Below are 16405 nucleotides of genomic sequence, written 5' to 3' on the forward strand. Positions count from 1 at the left end.
TCGGAATCCCTTAGTTTTCGAATTCGGAGAGCGGCGGGCAGGAGCAGATCAGGTTGCGGTCTCCGCCGGCACCGTCGATGCGGCCGACGGGCGGGAAGTACTTGTCCTGCTTGAGGTGGTGGACAGGGAAAACGGCCTGCTCACGGCTGTATTCGCGGGTCCAGTCCGTGTTGACGACGGCGGACGCGGTGTGGGGGGCGTTGCGCAGCGGGGAGTTCTCCACCGTGAAGTCGCCATTGGCGACCTGGTCGATCTCCTTGCGGATAGTGATCATCGCGTCGATGAACCGGTCGATCTCGGCCAGGTCCTCCGATTCCGTAGGCTCCACCATCAGGGTTCCCGCGACCGGGAACGCCAGGGTGGGGGCGTGGAAACCGTAGTCAATCAACCGCTTGGCCACGTCCTCCGCGGTCACGCCGGTCTTCGCGGTCAGTTCGCGGAGGTCCAGGATGCACTCGTGCGCCACGAGGCCGCCCGCGCCGGTGTAGAGGACCGGGAAGTATTCGTTCAGCCGCGCCGCAACATAGTTCGCCGCGAGCAGCGCGGACTTGGTGGCTTCCTTCAGGCCCTCACCGCCCATGAGCTTCACGTACGCGAAGGAGATCGGGAGGACACCGGCCGAACCGAAGTTCGACGCCGAGATCGCCACGCCGTGGCCCGCTTCGTGGGCCGCCTTGTTGGCGTCCCCGGGCATGAACGGTGCCAGGTGGGCCTTGGCCGCGACCGGGCCAACACCGGGTCCGCCGCCGCCGTGCGGGATGCAGAAGGTCTTGTGCAGGTTCAGGTGCGAGACGTCGCCGCCGAACTTGCCCGGCTGCGCCAACCCGACCAGAGCGTTAAGGTTCGCCCCGTCGACGTAGACCTGGCCGCCGGCTGCGTGGACGGCCTCGCAGATCTCCGTCACGTCCGCGTCATACACCCCGTGCGTGGAGGGGTAGGTGATCATGATTGCCGAGAGGGCGTCCCTGTTGGCCTCGATCTTCGCGTACAGATCAGTGTGATCAATCGTGCCGTCCGCCGCGGTGGCGACAACAACGACCTTCATGCCGGCGAGGACGGCGGAGGCGGCGTTCGTGCCGTGCGCCGAGGCCGGGATCAGGCAGACGTTCCGCTGGGCGTCCCCGTTGGAGCGGTGGTAGCCGCGGATCGCGAGCAGGCCCGCGAGCTCACCCTGCGAGCCGGCGTTCGGCTGCAGGGAGACCTGATCGTAGCCGGTGATCTCCGCCAGATCGTTTTCGAGGCCGCTGATGAGTTCGCGCCAGCCCACCGTCTGGGACTCCGGGGCGAACGGGTGGATCGAGGCGAACTCCGGCCAGGAAATGGCTTCCATCTCGGCGGTGGCGTTCAGCTTCATGGTGCAGGAACCCAGCGGGATCATGGTGCGGTCCAGTGCGAGGTCCCGGTCGGACAGCTTGCGGATGTAGCGCAGCAGCTGGGTCTCGGAACGGTGCGTGTTGAACACCGGGTGCTGCATGAACTCGGAGACGCGAAGCACCTCTGCGGGCAGGTCGAAGCCCTTCGCTTCGACCACGGGACCGGCGCCGAAGGCGACAACGACGCCCGCCAGCACGTCCGCCGTCGTGGTTTCATCAACGGAGACACCCACGGTGTCCGCGTCGATGTGGCGCAGGTTGATGCCGCGTGCTTCGGCGGCGGCGATGACCTTGTCGGCCTTGCCCGGCACGGAGACCGTGAGGGTGTCGAAGAAGGTTTCGGTGGCCAGTTCGCGGCCGCCGGCCTTCAGCGTGGTGGCCAGGGTGCGGGCGTGGTTGTGGACGCGCTCGGCGATCGCCTTCAGCCCCTCCGGACCGTGGTAGACCGCGTAGAACGAGGAGACGATGGCCAGCAGCGCCTGCGCAGTGCAGATGTTGGAGGTCGCCTTTTCGCGGCGGATGTGCTGCTCACGGGTCTGCAGCGCCAAACGGTAGGCCGGGAGGCCGGCGTCGTCCTTGGACACCCCGACGAGGCGGCCGGGCATGGACCGCTCCAGGCCCTTAGCGACGGCCATGTATGCGGCGTGCGGGCCGCCGAAGAACAGCGGCACACCGAACCGCTGGGTGGAGCCGACGGCGATGTCGGCGCCCTGCTCACCGGGAGGGGTGATCAGGGTCAGTGCGAGCAGGTCCGCGGCGACCGTAACCAGCGCGCCGCGCTCCTTGGCGGCGGAGATGACCTCGGCGTGGTCGAAGACGCGGCCGGACACGCCGGGCTGCTGCAGGACGATGCCGTTGATCTCACCCTCGGGCAGTCCCTTGGAGAGGTCAGCGACCTCGACCTCGAAGCCGAGGGCCTCCGCGCGGCCCTTCACGATCGCGATGGTCTGCGGCAGGCAGCCGGCGTCCAGGACGGTCTTGCCGTCGTGCGCGGACTTGTTCTTGTTGGCGCGGCGCATCATCAGCACGGCCTCGGCGACGGCGGTGGCTTCATCCAGCAGCGAGGCGTTCGCGATGGGCAGGCCGACGAGGTCCTGGACCATGGTCTGGAAGTTCAGCAAAGCCTCGAGCCGGCCCTGCGAAATCTCGGGCTGGTACGGGGTGTAAGCGGTGTACCAGGCCGGTGCTTCAAGGATGTTGCGGCGGATCACGGCGGGAGTGACAGTGTCGTAGTACCCCTGGCCGATCATCTGCACGGCAGTCTTGTTCTTCGCGGCGAGCCTGCGCAGCTCAGCCAACACTTCAACCTCGCTCAGGGCGTCCTTGAGCGCAAGCGGCTTGGCCTGGCGGATGGAATCGGGGACGGCGACGTCCACCAAGCCGTCCACGCTGTCGTAGCCGACAGCTTTCAACATGGTATCCACGTCAGCCTGGCGGCGGGCGCCGATATGGCGATCGGCAAAATTGGATGAGAGCGATTGGACCGTCACGGGGAACTCCAAGGTTTGGCCGACGCAAAGCGCCGGAGGGGACCGGGTTCCTCCCCGCTCTGTATTGGACCTGAGAGATTCCGCAGACTGACGTCCGCTTGCACCGTCGGTGAGTCCGGAATGGCCGGACTGCTTTCCAGAGTCGCCTCGCCATGACGGTACGGGTGCCTGAGAGATTCCTGGGGAGGATTTGCTCCTACGGCGCCTGCCCGGTGTCAGCCGGGAGAACTCTCCCGCCACAGCTCGAAAGGCATATCAAAATATGGGTGATTCGGCTCACACGTTACACAACCTTTCGGCGGCGGGCAAGGCGGCCGCCCAAGGTGACGACACAAACTCGGGCGCTTGACATTTTCGCGTGAGCTATCCCACACTGAAGCAGCCGGGCGCTCCCTTGGGGGTTGACGCCCGGTGGCCGTGCGGGCCCTGATGCGTGGTTGAGCGGAGTTGACCTCCAAGCCACGGCGTCTTCCGCGTCACAAGAAAGTTTAAGTGCTTATGATCTGCGGCGGGAGAGTCCTGCCGGTACATTCAGCAGGCGCCGTAGGAGCAAATCCTCCCCAGGAATCTCTCAGGCCCACGTACCGCCGCGGTTAGGCAACTCTGGAAAGCAGCAAGCGCGTCACCTGGCGCGCCGGCTCACCGAAGGTGCAAGCAGGTCCTGCCGGCAGGACCCGCGGAAACTCTCAGGTCCCAGACAGAGCGGGGAGGAACCCGAATCATTGTGGCACTGAAATGCCACTTGAACGATGGAGTTCCTTATGACGATTCATACACCAGCTTCAGCCAAGGTTGAAGCTCCCCACCTCGAGCGCCAACTCAGCAATCGGCACATTCAGCTGATTGCGATCGGCGGCGCCATTGGCACGGGCCTGTTTATGGGCTCCGGCAAGACCATTTCGGCAGCCGGACCATCGGTCATCTTCGTCTACATGATCATCGGTTTCATGCTCTTCTTCGTCATGCGGGCCATGGGCGAGCTGCTTTTGTCCAACCTGCATTACAAATCCTTCAGCGATTTCGCGGCCGATCTGCTCGGCCCGTGGGCCGGCTTCTTCACCGGTTGGACCTACTGGTTCTGCTGGGTGATCACCGGGATTGCAGACGTTATTGCCATTGCCGGGTACTCTAAGGAACTTTGGCCGGGAGTGCCCCTGTGGATCCCGGGCCTGGTGACCATCGCCATCCTGCTGCTGCTGAACCTGACGACGGTGAAGGCTTTCGGCGAGACCGAGTTCTGGTTCGCCCTCATCAAGATCATCGCCATTGCGGCGCTGATCGTAGTCGGCCTGTTCATGATCTTCAGCGGTTTCAGCTCCGACGCCGGCCCGGCCACCTTCACGAATCTGTGGAGTCATGGCGGCTTCTTCCCGAACGAGTTCATGGGCTTCGTGGCCGGCTTCCAAATTGCTGTGTTCGCTTTCGTCGGCATTGAACTCGTAGGCACGACGGCGGCCGAGGCCAAGGATCCGGAGAAGAACCTGCCCAAGGCCATCAACTCCATCCCGATCCGCGTCCTGCTTTTCTACGTCGGTGCGCTGATCATCCTGATGTCCGTTATCCCGTGGACCCAGTTCGCCGCAGGCCACAGCCCCTTCATTGCCATGTTCTCCCTAGCGGGCCTCGGCGCCGCAGCCACGGTGGTCAACCTGGTGGTCCTGACCTCGGCAATGTCTTCGGCTAACTCCGGGATCTACTCCACTTCCCGGATGGTTTACGGACTCGCCCAGGAAGGCGACGCGCCATCCCGCTTCGGCGCCCTGTCCCGCCGCAAAGTACCCCAGAACGCCCTGTTCCTATCCTGCGTGCTGCTGCTCGCCGGCGTCGTACTGATGTACGCGGGGGACAACATCGGTAAGGCCTTCGAGATGGTCACCACCGTGTCTGCGGTCTGCTTCGTCTTCGTCTGGTCGATCATTCTTGCCAGCTACCTGGCCTTCCGCCGTCGCCGTCCCCACCTGCACGCCGCATCCAAGTTCAAAATGCCGGGCGGCGTGCCCATGGTTTGGGTAGTTTTTGCGTTCTTCGCCTTCGTGCTGTGGGCGCTCACCACCCAGACGGACACGCTGGAGGCGCTGCTCGTGACGCCGGTTTGGTTCGTTGTGCTCGGCGTGGCATGGGCTGTCCTGCGCCGGCGGCCGAGCCACCTGGCCCGCTACCAGGCGTTCCAGGCGGACCTGCAGTCCGAGCAGGATGTCGCTGCGGACCGTCGGGCGGTGGACAGCAAATGACCTTCGAATCGGCGGCACCGTCCGGTAGCCCGGCCGCGGAACAGCCGGAGGCGCCGGGTACGGAGTTCGTGCTCACCCTCGACTGTGCCGAATCGCCCGGGATCATTAGCTCGGTTTCCAAGTTCCTCCTGGACCACGGCTGCAACATTGTGGATATCAAGCAGTTCGGTGACCGGCAGGTGGAGCACTTCTTCCTGCGGGCCCACTTCGTCTCTGCGGCCGCTGTAAGCGTCGAAGACCTTAGGGAAGACTTCGCTCCCGTGGCGGCGGAGTGGAAGATGAATTGGCGCTTGGAACGGCACGGCCGGAAACAGCGGATCCTGGTCATGGTCTCCAAGTACGGTCATTGCTTGAACGACTTGCTTTTCCGGGCCCGCATCGGCGACCTGCCGGTGGAGATCGTCGCCGTCGTGTCCAACCACCAGGACCACGAGGACCTCGTCGCCTGGCACGGGATCCCGTTCCATCATGTGCCTGTGAGCCGGGAAACCAAGCCGGAGGCCGAAGCCACGCTGCTGAACGTGGTCGATAAGTACGACGTCGAGCTCGTCGTCCTGGCCCGCTATATGCAGGTCCTCAGTGACAACCTCACCGCCCGGCTCACCGGGAAAGCCATCAACATCCACCACTCCTTCCTGCCGAGCTTCAAGGGCGCCAAGCCCTACCACCAGGCGTATGAACGGGGGGTCAAGACCGTCGGAGCAACAGCGCACTACGTCAACTCCGAACTGGACGAGGGCCCGATCATTGCCCAGCAGGTGATCGAGGTGGATCACACCTACACGCCGGCGGATCTGGTCGCGGTGGGCCGCGACGCCGAATGCAAGGCGCTGACGAACGCCGTCCGGTGGCATTCCGAAGGACGCATCATTCTTTCGGGCAACAGGACCGTCATTCTTCGCTGAGACGGCTCCCGCTCGGACGTGCGGTGCCATCCGGTCATCCGGGTGGCACCGCATGATCAACCTGTCGGCTTTGGTTCCCGGACCCGACGTTCAGGCATGTCCTCCCGGCGCTTTGCGCCGCCCTTTTCCTGGAGTTTCTTGTGACGGTTCATTCTCCTGCACCCATTTTTGGCCCTGCATCCACTCTTCCCTCACCCCGCGACGCCGGGCCTGGGGATCCGATTCCGGCACGGCTGGAAATCATTCCGGCCGACGGTATCGTCGGCCGGGTCCACGCCAGCATCCCGCCGGGATCGGCGCTGACGGTCACCTGCCTGCCGCACCGCGGGGTTCGTCCCACTGTCCAGACGGCGCTCCAGCTTCGCGGGCTGGGATATGACGTGGTGCCGCACGTGGCCGCGCGAAGCGTCGAGAGCCGCGCTGAACTTACCGGCATCCTCCGGGAGTGTGAGGGCGGCGGGATCACCGAAATTTTCGCCGTCGGCGGTGACATGGCGCGCACTGACGGCCCGTACGCGAGCAGCGCCCTGATACTGGAAGACATCGCCCAGATCTCCGCCGGGCGGATCGCTGTCGGCGTGGCCGGCTACCCGGAAGAACATCCCCATCAGAGCCAGCTCCACATGCTTGATGCCCTGCTGGAAAAACAGCACCTCGCCGCCAGCGTCGTTACACAAATGTGCTTCTCGGCCGCCCGGATCGGCTGGTACGTCGAGCTGCTGCGCCGTGAAGGCGTCACCTTGCCGGTGTGGGCCGGAGTCGCCGGGTCAGTACCGCGGGCCAAGCTCATAGCTCAGGCGACCCGGATCGGCGTCGGGCCTTCCTTGCGGTTCATCAGCCGCAGGGGTCCGCTCGCCCGGCGGTTCCTCGAGGGAGGCAATTACTCGCCCCGGCGGCTCGTGTCCGAGTTGTCCGTCTTCCAGCCGGCGCTGGCAGGGGTCCACCTGTACACGTTCAACAACCTTGAGCCGTACTCAAGCGCCGGACCCTCGGTTCGCGCCACCCCGGCAGCGGCACCAGCGCGGGGACGCGGCCGGTGAAAACGACCCGGCTCCGGGCCGATGAGTCCCGGCACCCCCGGCCACGGCCGCCCTGGACCAGGCTTCCGCGGGGCCTGCCGGTGCGCATCACCGTGGGCGGCACGTACGTGGGCCAGGGAACCGTTGACAGTACGATGCCGGACGGGTCAGCGCTGTGGATCCTGTTCAACGGCTTCGAAGGCCGCCGCATGTTCCACCGGGACGACCCGGTCCTGATCGAAGTGGGCTAGCAAGGAGCAGGTTCTTACCCGGTGACCGCCCCTGGTCGGCCGGTGACCGCCCCCGGATCGGCCGCGGCCGGGGCCGTGCATCGGCCGGGGCCGGGGCCGTGCATCGGCCGGGGCCGGGGCCGTGCATCGGCCGGGGCGGTGTCAGTGGCCCCGCGCCAGCCATTCCTCAAGGTGCGGCGCTTCGGCCCCGATGCTGGTCGAATCCCCGTGCCCGGTCCGCACCACCGTGTCCGCAGGCAGCGTCAGCAGCCGGGACTTGATGGATTCGATGATGGTGGGGAAGTCGCTGAAAGACCGTCCGGTGGCGCCGGGGCCGCCCTGGAACAGGGTGTCGCCGGTGAAGACCGTGCCCTCGCTCTCAAGGTAGAAGCTCACCGAGCCGGGGGAGTGCCCCGGCGTGGCGAACGCCACCAGACGGGCGCCGGCGACGTCGAACGTGTCGCCGTCGGCGATGGCGCGGTCCGGCTCGGTGCCCGGGAAGACACGCTCCCACAGCATCCAGTCCTCACGGTTCAGGTAGACCGGGGCGTTGACCAGTTCGCGGAATTCACCGACGGCGGCGATGTGGTCGTCATGGCCGTGGGTGAGCAGGACCGCCGTGACTTTCCGGCCGGCGACGGCGGCCGCGATGGCGGCGGCGTCGTGCGCCGGATCGATCACCAGGCATTGCTCATCGTCGCCGACAATCCAGACGTTGTTGTCCACAGCCCAGGTTCCGCCGTCGAGCGAGAACGTTCCCGAGGTGACCAGTTGCTCGATCTTCAGGCCGGCTCCGGAGGCGCCGCTCACAGCTCCACCACCGAGCGGAGGACGGCGCCGCCGTGCATCTTCTCGAACGCTTCCTCGATCTGTTCGATCGTGATCCGTTCCGTGACGAAGGCGTCCAGGTCCAGCCGGCCCTGCCGGTACAGGTCGATCAGCATCGGGAAGTCGCGGGAGGGCAGGCAGTCGCCGTACCAGGAGGACTTCAGCGAGCCGCCGCGGCCGAAGACATCAAGCAACGGCAGTTCCAGGGTCATTTCCGGGCTGGGCACCCCTACGAGGACAACGGTGCCGGCGAGGTCACGGGCGTAGAACGCCTGCTTGTATGTTTCGGGGCGGCCGACGGCGTCGATCACCACGTCGGCGCCAAAGCCGCCGGTCAGTTCCCGGATCGCCTCGATGGGGTCGGCGGCGGAGGAGTCCACCGTGTGGGTGGCGCCCAGTTCCTTGGCCCGGTCGAGCTTCTTGGCATCGATGTCCACCGCGATCACGGTCGTCGCGCCGGCGAGCGCGGCTCCCGCGACGGCAGCCACGCCCACGCCGCCGCAGCCGATGACGGCGACGGAATCGCCGCGCTGGACGTTGCCGGTGTTGATGGCGGCGCCGATGCCAGCCATCACGCCGCAGCCGAGCAGCCCGACGGCGGCCGGATCGGCCTCGGGGTCAACCCTGGTGCACTGGCCGGCGGCGACGAGGGTCTTTTCGGCAAACGCGCCGATCCCCAGGGCGGCGGTGAGTTCCGTGCCGTCCTCGAGGGTCATCTTCTGCGCGGCGTTGTGCGTGTTGAAGCAGTACTGGGGTTCGCCCCGGCGGCAGGCCCGGCATTCGCCGCAGACGGCGCGCCAGTTGAGCACGACGCGGTCGCCCGGTGCCACCTCGGTGACGCCGGGACCGACGGCGCTGACCACGCCGGTGGCTTCATGGCCCAGCAGGAACGGAAAGTCGTCGTTGATCGCACCCTGCTTGTAGTGCAGGTCGGTGTGGCAGACGCCGCAGGTGAGGATGTCCACCAGCGCCTCCCCGGGCCCGGGGTCCGGAACCAGGATGGTCTCCAGGGTGACGGGGGCGTTCTTGGACCGGACAACGGCGCCTTGGACTTTATGGACCATAGGGGTGGCTCCTTTCGTACCGCTTCCCTGGCGGAAAGCGGGACGGCGCGGGCTCCTGGATGATCCGGGAGTCCGCGCCGTCGCTGGTGTCTGTGGAATGTCCTGCGGTGTGGCCTAAGCCGACGGCTCAGGCCGCGAGGCGGCTCTTGACTTCGGCTGCGGAGGGGTTGGTGGCTGCGGTGCCGTCCGGGAACAGCACGGTCGGGACGGTGCGGTTGCCGCCGTTGAGCTGCTCCACGAGGTCGGCGGTGCCTTCGACTTCTTCGATGTTGATCTCGGTGTACCCGATGCCCTGGGCGTCCAGCTGCTTCTTGAGCCGGTTGCAGTAGCCGCACCAGGTGGTCGAAAACATGGTGATGGTGCCGGATTCGGGGGTAAAGTCCACGAAGTTCTCCTCAAGCTGGTTGCCGGGGTGGCCGACTGATAAGTCTGATGTCACTTTCAATAACCGTAACCCGCGGGACCCTATTCCCGCAGCAGCACCGGCTCCCTACCTCGCCGGCTCCCTACCTCGCCGGCTCCCTACCTCGCCGGCCGTTTTCCCCACAGTGCTTGCGGTCTGGCGCCGCCGGGTAATACCGTCCCTGCAGGGCGGGTGCGGACCTCAAGCGGGCGGCGTTTCATGCTGAAGCACGTGGTCGAGGGCGTTTTCGTTCACGAAAGCGGGTTCCTCCGGAGTAATTCCGTCGTTGTGGAGGGCGGGGCCGGTGTGTTGCTCATCGACCCGGGGATAACGCGTGCCGAGATGGCCGGCCTCGCCGAGGACCTTCGCGCACGTGGACTGCCCGTCGCGGCCGGCTTTTCGACCCATCCTCATTGGGACCACGTGCTTTGGCACGAGATGTTCGGCGACGTGCCCCGGTTCGGTACAGCCCGTTGCGCGGCGCCTCTCCGCGAGCTGCTGTCGGATCCTGACTGGAAGGAACGCGTCGCGTCGGTGCTGCCGTCGGAGTTCGCCGCGGACATCCCGATGGAACTGTTCGGCCTGGTCACCGGACTGCCCGCCGGCGCGCGGCAAGTTCCCTGGGATGGCCCAGCAGTGCGGATCATCGAACACCAGGCTCACGCGGCAGGCCATGCGGCGCTGTTGGTTGAGGGACCCGGCGTCCTCATCGCCGGGGACATGCTTTCCGATCTCCTGATGCCGTTCCTCGATCCGGGGCCGGTGAATCCGATTGAGGACTACCTCGCCGCGCTATCGGTGTTCGACAGCGTGGCCGGCGAGGTCGTCGCTGTCATCCCCGGCCACGGCTCCGTGGGCGGGGCCGGACAGCTGCAGGTCCGAATCCGCCAGGACCGCGCGTACCTGGAGGCGCTGCGGGACGGCGGCGTCGCTGATGATCCGCGGGTCGGTCCCGCCGCCCCGGTGGGCTGGTTGACCGACATTCACAGCTGGCAGGTGCAGCAGTTCGGCCAAAGAGAGCAGAACAAGGCGGCCGACTAGCGGCGGCTGCCGGTTCCGGAGTCACTGCCTGCCTGACACCGGTGGAAATGTTTGCCGGGCTATCCCCTGGCTGCGCCCGATGGCATGCTGGTGCCATGTGTGGACGCTACGTGATGGCCCGGGCCGTCGGGGACCTGCTTTCCCAATTCGACGCCGAACTCGAGGAGGAAGTCGTTGTTCCGCCTTCGTGGAACGTCGCCCCGACCGCTGACGTGCCGATCCTGCTGGAGCGGCTGGTGGACGGCAGTCCGGTGCGGCAGTTGCACATCGCACGCTGGGGCCTGGTGCCGTCCTGGGCCAAGGACACCGGCATCGGCTCGAAAATGATCAACGCCCGCAGCGAAAGCGTGCTGGAGAAGCCTGCGTTCCGGAAGGCCACCCGGACCCGGCGCTGCGCGGTCCCGGCCGACGGCTACTACGAGTGGAAGGGCGAGGGCCGCAGCAAGCAGCCCTACTATGTCCACCCGAAGGACGGGACTCCGGTGGTCTTCGCCGGTCTCTATGAATGGTGGCAAGACCCCTCAAAGGGCGAGGACGACCCCGAACGCTGGCTGCTCTCGACCTCAATTCTCACCACGGACTCCCCGCCGGAAGGATACGCGGGCGGAATGCTGGCCGAACTCACGGCCCTGCATGACCGCGTTCCCTTGCCGATGGACCGGGCGACCATGGAGAAGTGGCTGGACCCGCAGGCCCAGGATGCTGCCGAACTGGTGGGAATCGTCCGGGTCAACGCGCATGACGTTGCCGAAGGCTGGAGGATCGACGCCGTCAGCAAGGCCGTTGGGAACGTCAGAAATGATTCCCCTGAGTTGATTGAGCCGGTCGGCAGCCTGTTCTAGGAGACTCTGCCGCGGTGTATCCGGCTAGATCGTCACGTTGCCGCCGGCGTCGACGGCCCAGCTGGGATTGAACGCGACCTCCCAGCGGAAGCCGTCACCTCAACGCTGCGGACATCCAGTGAGATGAAGTCGACTCGCGGTTCCATCTTTCGATACTGTCATGCGCATGTCGACAAACCACTCAGAAGATAAAGCCACCCAGGCCGACAAGGAGCAACTCGCTGCGGTGCGCGTGGCGGTCGATGAGGTGGATGAGCAGATCGTCGCACTGATCGGCCGGCGGGAACGGCTGATCCGGATTGCGGGAACCCTGAAATCCGACAGCGCCGAGGTCCGCGCTCCCGGCCGCGTGGAGCGGGTCCTGGAGCACGTGAAAGCCACGGCCGAGCAAAAAGAGGTCGACCCCGACATTGTCGAGCAGACCTACCGGGCCATGATCGAGGCCTTCATCAAACTTGAGCTCGACGTTTACAAGGCCAGCAGCTAGGACCGGGGCTAGAGAGCTTCTTCGACGGGTACGTTGGCCTGGTACTCCCTGCCTTCGCAGTCGCTGTAGGCCGTCATCAGGTGGCCCTTGGTCAGGCCCATCACTGTGCTGAGCGGAAAGTTTCCGGTGATGGTGTTGCCGGAGTGCTCAACCCCCTTGAGGTCGAAGTTCTCCTCCGTGCCGTCGTGGCTGAAGCAGAAAAAGGACACGGCCTCGCCATTCATGAACTCGATTTCCATCCGCCGCTGGTGGGAATGGTCCGGACTTGCCGCCACGAGCCCCACCACATAGGCACCTGAACTCGGGATATTGCCGTCTATATCGAACTTCGCCTCCAAGGTTGAGTCTTTGGCGGCGATGCTTACGTGCTTCAGGAGTGCGCTGTGGGAGCTCATTCCACCATCCTGCTCTCTGGAGATTCCTCCGTCCAGCCCCGATCTAGGTTTTGTCCTGCGGCCGTCGTAGACTGGAAGTGTTCGAAGATATATTCGAATACTTATTCAGTGAACCGCACGTTTCAGCATGGGGTTCCGCGGTCCGGGAGGCGCCATGGGGATGTTCAGCGAGTCGGTTGACGTCGCCTGCACCCCTGCCGGTCAGCCGGTGTCTCTTGACTGGGCAGGCCGGCACTATGAGCTTTGCGCCGAGCCTGTCCGCTGGTTTGAACGACGCCAGTGGTGGGTCGAAGAACAACGTGCACCGCTGGGCAGCGGTCCCGGCCTGGTGGATTCCGAAATCTGGCGCCTCCAGGTCCGGGACCCCGGGAACCCCGAGGTGACGCTGACCCTTGACCTGAGCCGCCACGTGCGCAGCGGCCGCTGGCGGCTGCTGCGGACCCATGATGCCCTGCCGGCACAGCGGAAACCGGAATCGGCATGAGTTTCACCCACCTGCACGTCTCCACCGCGTTCAGTGCCCACTATGGAGTGTCCTGGCCCGACGAACTTGCTGCGGCTGCCGCCGCGGACGGCGCCACGGCGCTTGCCTGTACGGACCGCGACGGGCTGTATGGAACCGTCAAGCATTTGAAGGCCTGCATGGCCGCGGGGCTTGACCCGGTGGTGGGGGTGGATCTCGCCGTGTTCGACGACGACGGCGACCTCCGCACCCAGCTGGGCGGACGCGTCGTCGTCCTGGCGCACGGGCAAAACCGCGGCGCCGGATACCGCGCGCTGTGCCGGCTGGTCTCCGATGCCCACGCCCGCACCACGGGCAAGGCCGGGGGAGTGGTCCCCGCCGCCGTGACCCGGGCGGAGCTGGCTTCCCGCGCTATGGATTCGGAGACCGGTCAGCCGGTCCTGACCGTGCTGGTCGGTCCGGACTCCGACGTCGGACGTGCCATGGGCGGGCGGCGCTACCTGCGCCCCCGAACGCTCTTCAAACGCTGGCTGGACGCCATGCCGGCCGGGACCCTTGCCGCTGAGGTGGTCTCACAGCTCAGCCCGCCCGGGGAGCCGCTGAGCACGGCCCATGCGGTGCGGATGCTCAAACTTGCGGCCGAGTACGGGGTTCCCGCTGTGCTGAGCAACGCCGTGCGGTATGTCGCTGAGGACGGGGCCGCGACGGCGGATGTGCTTGATTCAGCCCGGACCCTCAAATCCCTGCCGGAGCTTTCCGCCGCGCCGCTGCTGCAACCCAACGGGCAGGCCTGGCTGAAATCGTCAGCGCAGATGGTGCGGCTGGGTCAGGAGATCATGCACGCCGCAGGGTTCGGTGCGGCGGACCTGAAAAGCCTGCTGGCGCATACCGAGGCGCTCGCGGACCGTTGTCGGATGGATCCGGTTACGGACATGGGCTGGAAGCAGCCGGTTGTCCCGGAGGCTGCGGTGATCGGGATTGTCGGAGACCCGCTGGTCGAGCTGACCCAGCGCTGCGAGGCAGGCATCAGCCGGCGCTTCCCGGGCATGACCGGCAGGGCGGCCCAGGAGATGCGCGACCGGTTGGGTCACGAATTGCGGATCATTGACAGCCTTGGTTTCGCCTCCTACTTCCTGACCGTGGCGGAGGTGTCCAGGATGATCCAGGACATGGGAGTCCGGGCCGCTGCCCGCGGTTCGGGAGCCTCCAGCCTGGTCAACTACCTGATCGATGTCAGCCAGGTGAACCCGCTGCAGCACGACCTGATCTTTGAACGCTTCCTCTCCCGGGACCGGGCCACCCTGCCGGACATTGATATCGACGTCGAAAGCGCCGAACGGCACAACGTCTACCGGAAGATCTTTGAGCGTTTCGGCTCCGAACGCGTCACGCTGATGAGCATGCAGAACGGCTACCGGGCCCGGGGCGCCGTGCGGGACGCCGGCCTGGCCCTGGGCATGGACGGCGGGGACATAGACGAGATCGCCAAACAGCTGTGGCGGTTTTCGGCCCGGAACTTCCGTGAAGCGCTGGTGGAAAAACCCGAGCTAAAGGAATTTGCCGGTCGGGTGGAGCAGCGTGACTTCACCGAAAACCAGCAGCTGGACCTGCTGGTGGACCTTACTGAACGGCTGGACCGGCTGCCCCGGCACATTTCGATGCATCCGTGCGGGGTGATCCTGGGTGATGCCACGCTGCTGGACCGTACCCCGGTCCAGCCCAGCGGCCTGGGTCTGCCGATGAGCCAGTTCGACAAGCACGACATGGACCCGATGGGGATGCTCAAACTCGATGTCCTGGGCGTCCGGATGCAATCCGCCATGGCCTTCGCGGTCCGGGAGGTCATCCGGCTGCACCCCTCCAAGGCAGAGGTGGTGGCGGCCGGCCGGCATCCGGTGGGACCGGACGGCACCGGACCGGAGTACATCGCCGCAGACGGCACCATCGACCTCAATGCGGTTCCGCTCGATGACGAGCCCACCTACGAGCTAATCCGCAGCACCCACACGCTGGGCTGTTTCCAGATCGAATCCCCGGGCCAGCGGGAGCTGATCGGCAAGCTGGCGCCCCGGGAATTTAACGACCTCATCATTGACATCTCGTTGTTCCGGCCGGGGCCGATGAAGTCGGACATGGTCCGGCCTTTCCTGGAACACCGCCACGGCTTTGCCCCGGAGGTTTACCCGCACCCGGACCTGAAGCCGGTGCTGCAGGAAACGCACGGGGTGACCGTTTTCCACGAACAGATCCTCAAGACCTTTGACGTGCTGACCGGCTGCGGGCTGGCCCGGGCGGACGAGTTCCGGCGTGCCCTCGGCAATGACGTCCTGGAAGGGAAGGTGGAGGAATTCTTCCGCCGCGAGGCCAAGGCCCGGAACTACACCCCCGAAGTGGTGGACAAAGTGTGGGGGACCCTGAAGGCGTTCGGCAGTTTCGGCTTCTGCAAAGCCCATGGCGCTGCCTTTGCCGTTCCCACCTACCAGTCGGCCTGGCTCAAGACCCACCATCCCGAGGCGTTCCTGGCCGGGCTGTGGGAACATGACCCCGGCATGTATCCCAAGCGGCTGTTGGTCGCCGAGGCCCGGCGGCTGGGGATCCCCATCCTGCCGTTGGACATCAACCGCAGCCAGGCCGAATACCGGGTGGAGCGGGTCGACGCCGGGCCGGACCGCGGCCGGCTCGGAATCAGGCTGAGCCTGAACGGTATTTTCGGACTCTCCGGCGCGGAACTGAAGCGGCTCGTCGCCGGGCAACCGTATGACTCCCTCGCGGACCTGCGGGCCCGGGCCAGGATCAGCAAGCCCAGCATCCAGCGCCTCGCCCAGCTGGGGGCCTTCGACACGCTGCACCGCGCCTCCGGCGGAACAGCCAACCGGGCGGACCTGGTCCAGCACCTGCAGCTGCTGCAAAGCCGGCCGCAACGCAAAGGCGCGGAGATTATCGAAGGACAGCTGGCGCTGCCGCTGGGCGACGTCGAACTCAAGAACCTGCAGGGCGGGCTCCCGGCCCCCAGCCTGGTGGACAACGTCCGGGCCGAGCTGGACCTGATGGCGGTCGATGCCAGCGGGCACCTGATGGACAGCCACCGGCCGCTGCTGGACCGGCTCGGCGTCACGACGGCGGACAAACTGCTGGGATTGCGCAATGGCACCGAGGTGCTGGTGGCCGGGGTGCGGGTAGCCACCCAGACGCCGCCAATGCGGGGCGGCCGGCGGGTGGTCTTTATCAGCATCGACGACGGCACCGGCTGTGTGGATTCGGTCTTCTTCCACGAAGCCCAGGAACAGGCCGGGCCGCTGCTGTTCAGCACCCGGCTGCTGCTGATCCGCGGAACCACCCGCCGGACCGGTCCGCGGGGCATCAGCATCAGCGCCTCCATGGCCTGGGACCTCAGCCGCACGGAAACCCTGCCCCTCCCCGAGCCGCCAACCGGCGGGTCGGGCCCTCCAGAACCGGAACCCCCAAGTGCGCTGGACGGTATCCGCCGGAACCTGGCCATCACCGGCTTTGGCGGCTGAGCGGCCGTTTTCCTCCGGCACCCCGCGTTGGTTGGCCTCTCAAGAACCGATAGCATGGACGGGGCTGGCTGTGGTCCCCGTACGCCACAAGCTATGAAGCCCTTAACCGTGAATAG

Annotated in this window: 14 protein-coding genes and 2 riboswitches; of the genes, 9 read left to right on the top strand and 5 right to left on the bottom strand. The window is 66.0% G+C overall.

Going from position 1 to position 16405, the window contains the following annotated elements; genetic code table 11:
- Positions 1-10: 10 nt before the first annotated feature.
- Positions 11-2863 carry an aminomethyl-transferring glycine dehydrogenase gene (gcvP, locus tag QFZ61_RS11375; RefSeq protein WP_307036083.1) on the bottom strand — a complete coding sequence of 951 codons (2853 nt, stop codon included), beginning with the start codon at positions 2861-2863 and terminating at the stop codon, positions 11-13.
- A gap of 146 nt (positions 2864-3009) precedes the next feature.
- Positions 3010-3109: riboswitch (glycine riboswitch) on the bottom strand.
- A gap of 253 nt (positions 3110-3362) precedes the next feature.
- Positions 3363-3460, top strand: a riboswitch (glycine riboswitch).
- A gap of 164 nt (positions 3461-3624) precedes the next feature.
- Here gcvP and cycA point away from each other — a divergent pair.
- The 4 genes from cycA (at position 3625) to QFZ61_RS11395 (ending at position 7269) form a co-directional block, all read left to right on the top strand.
- A complete protein-coding gene (gene cycA / locus QFZ61_RS11380; protein WP_307036085.1) occupies positions 3625-5094 on the top strand; it encodes a D-serine/D-alanine/glycine transporter in 1470 nt (489 codons plus the stop codon).
- Complete coding sequence (gene purU, locus QFZ61_RS11385) at positions 5091-5999, top strand: formyltetrahydrofolate deformylase (protein ID WP_307036087.1); 909 nt, start codon at positions 5091-5093, stop codon at positions 5997-5999. Before cycA ends, purU begins: the two co-directional genes overlap by 4 nt.
- 140 nt (positions 6000-6139) lie before the next feature.
- Complete coding sequence (locus QFZ61_RS11390) at positions 6140-7039, top strand: methylenetetrahydrofolate reductase (protein WP_307036088.1); 900 nt, start codon at positions 6140-6142, stop codon at positions 7037-7039.
- The gene (locus QFZ61_RS11395; RefSeq protein ID WP_307036090.1) at positions 7036-7269 is read left to right on the top strand and encodes a hypothetical protein; all 234 of its coding nucleotides are present in this window, start codon (positions 7036-7038) and stop codon (positions 7267-7269) included. The genes QFZ61_RS11390 and QFZ61_RS11395 overlap by 4 nt, the downstream gene beginning before the upstream one ends.
- A gap of 141 nt (positions 7270-7410) precedes the next feature.
- Here the strand turns inward: QFZ61_RS11395 and QFZ61_RS11400 are convergent, their stop codons facing one another.
- From QFZ61_RS11400 to QFZ61_RS11410, 3 genes are all read right to left on the bottom strand, one after another.
- Positions 7411-8058, bottom strand: coding sequence for an MBL fold metallo-hydrolase (locus QFZ61_RS11400; protein ID WP_307036092.1), 648 nt, complete (start codon positions 8056-8058; stop codon positions 7411-7413).
- Complete coding sequence (locus QFZ61_RS11405; protein ID WP_307036095.1) at positions 8055-9140, bottom strand: S-(hydroxymethyl)mycothiol dehydrogenase; 1086 nt, start codon at positions 9138-9140, stop codon at positions 8055-8057. The genes QFZ61_RS11400 and QFZ61_RS11405 overlap by 4 nt, the downstream gene beginning before the upstream one ends.
- A 127-nt stretch (positions 9141-9267) precedes the next feature.
- On the bottom strand, positions 9268-9525 hold the full coding sequence (locus QFZ61_RS11410) for a mycoredoxin (protein WP_011692168.1): 258 nt from the start codon (positions 9523-9525) through the stop codon (positions 9268-9270).
- A gap of 237 nt (positions 9526-9762) precedes the next feature.
- On the opposite strand from QFZ61_RS11410, the gene QFZ61_RS11415 reads away from it, so the two are divergent.
- The 3 genes from QFZ61_RS11415 to QFZ61_RS11425 all read left to right on the top strand — a co-directional run bounded on the left by QFZ61_RS11415 (position 9763) and on the right by QFZ61_RS11425 (position 11913).
- Entirely contained in the window at positions 9763-10584 is an 822-nt protein-coding gene (locus QFZ61_RS11415) for an MBL fold metallo-hydrolase (RefSeq protein ID WP_307036097.1), read from the top strand.
- Between the two features lie 95 nt (positions 10585-10679).
- Positions 10680-11426, top strand: coding sequence for an SOS response-associated peptidase (locus QFZ61_RS11420; RefSeq protein ID WP_307036099.1), 747 nt, complete (start codon positions 10680-10682; stop codon positions 11424-11426).
- A 160-nt stretch (positions 11427-11586) separates the two neighbouring features.
- Complete coding sequence (locus QFZ61_RS11425) at positions 11587-11913, top strand: chorismate mutase (RefSeq protein ID WP_307036101.1); 327 nt, start codon at positions 11587-11589, stop codon at positions 11911-11913.
- 8 nt (positions 11914-11921) lie between these two features.
- On the opposite strand, the gene QFZ61_RS11430 is transcribed toward QFZ61_RS11425, so the two are convergent.
- Complete coding sequence (locus tag QFZ61_RS11430) at positions 11922-12308, bottom strand: hypothetical protein (RefSeq protein WP_307036103.1); 387 nt, start codon at positions 12306-12308, stop codon at positions 11922-11924.
- Positions 12309-12462: 154 nt separating this feature from the next.
- On the opposite strand from QFZ61_RS11430, the gene QFZ61_RS11435 reads away from it, so the two are divergent.
- A complete protein-coding gene (locus QFZ61_RS11435) occupies positions 12463-12792 on the top strand; it encodes a hypothetical protein (RefSeq protein WP_307036105.1) in 330 nt (109 codons plus the stop codon).
- Entirely contained in the window at positions 12789-16289 is a 3501-nt protein-coding gene (locus tag QFZ61_RS11440) for a DNA polymerase III subunit alpha (RefSeq protein WP_307036108.1), read from the top strand. The genes QFZ61_RS11435 and QFZ61_RS11440 overlap by 4 nt, the downstream gene beginning before the upstream one ends.
- Positions 16290-16405: the final 116 nt, after the last annotated feature.

This window comes from Arthrobacter sp. B3I4 (genome assembly GCF_030816855.1).
GTDB lineage: Bacteria > Actinomycetota > Actinomycetes > Actinomycetales > Micrococcaceae > Arthrobacter.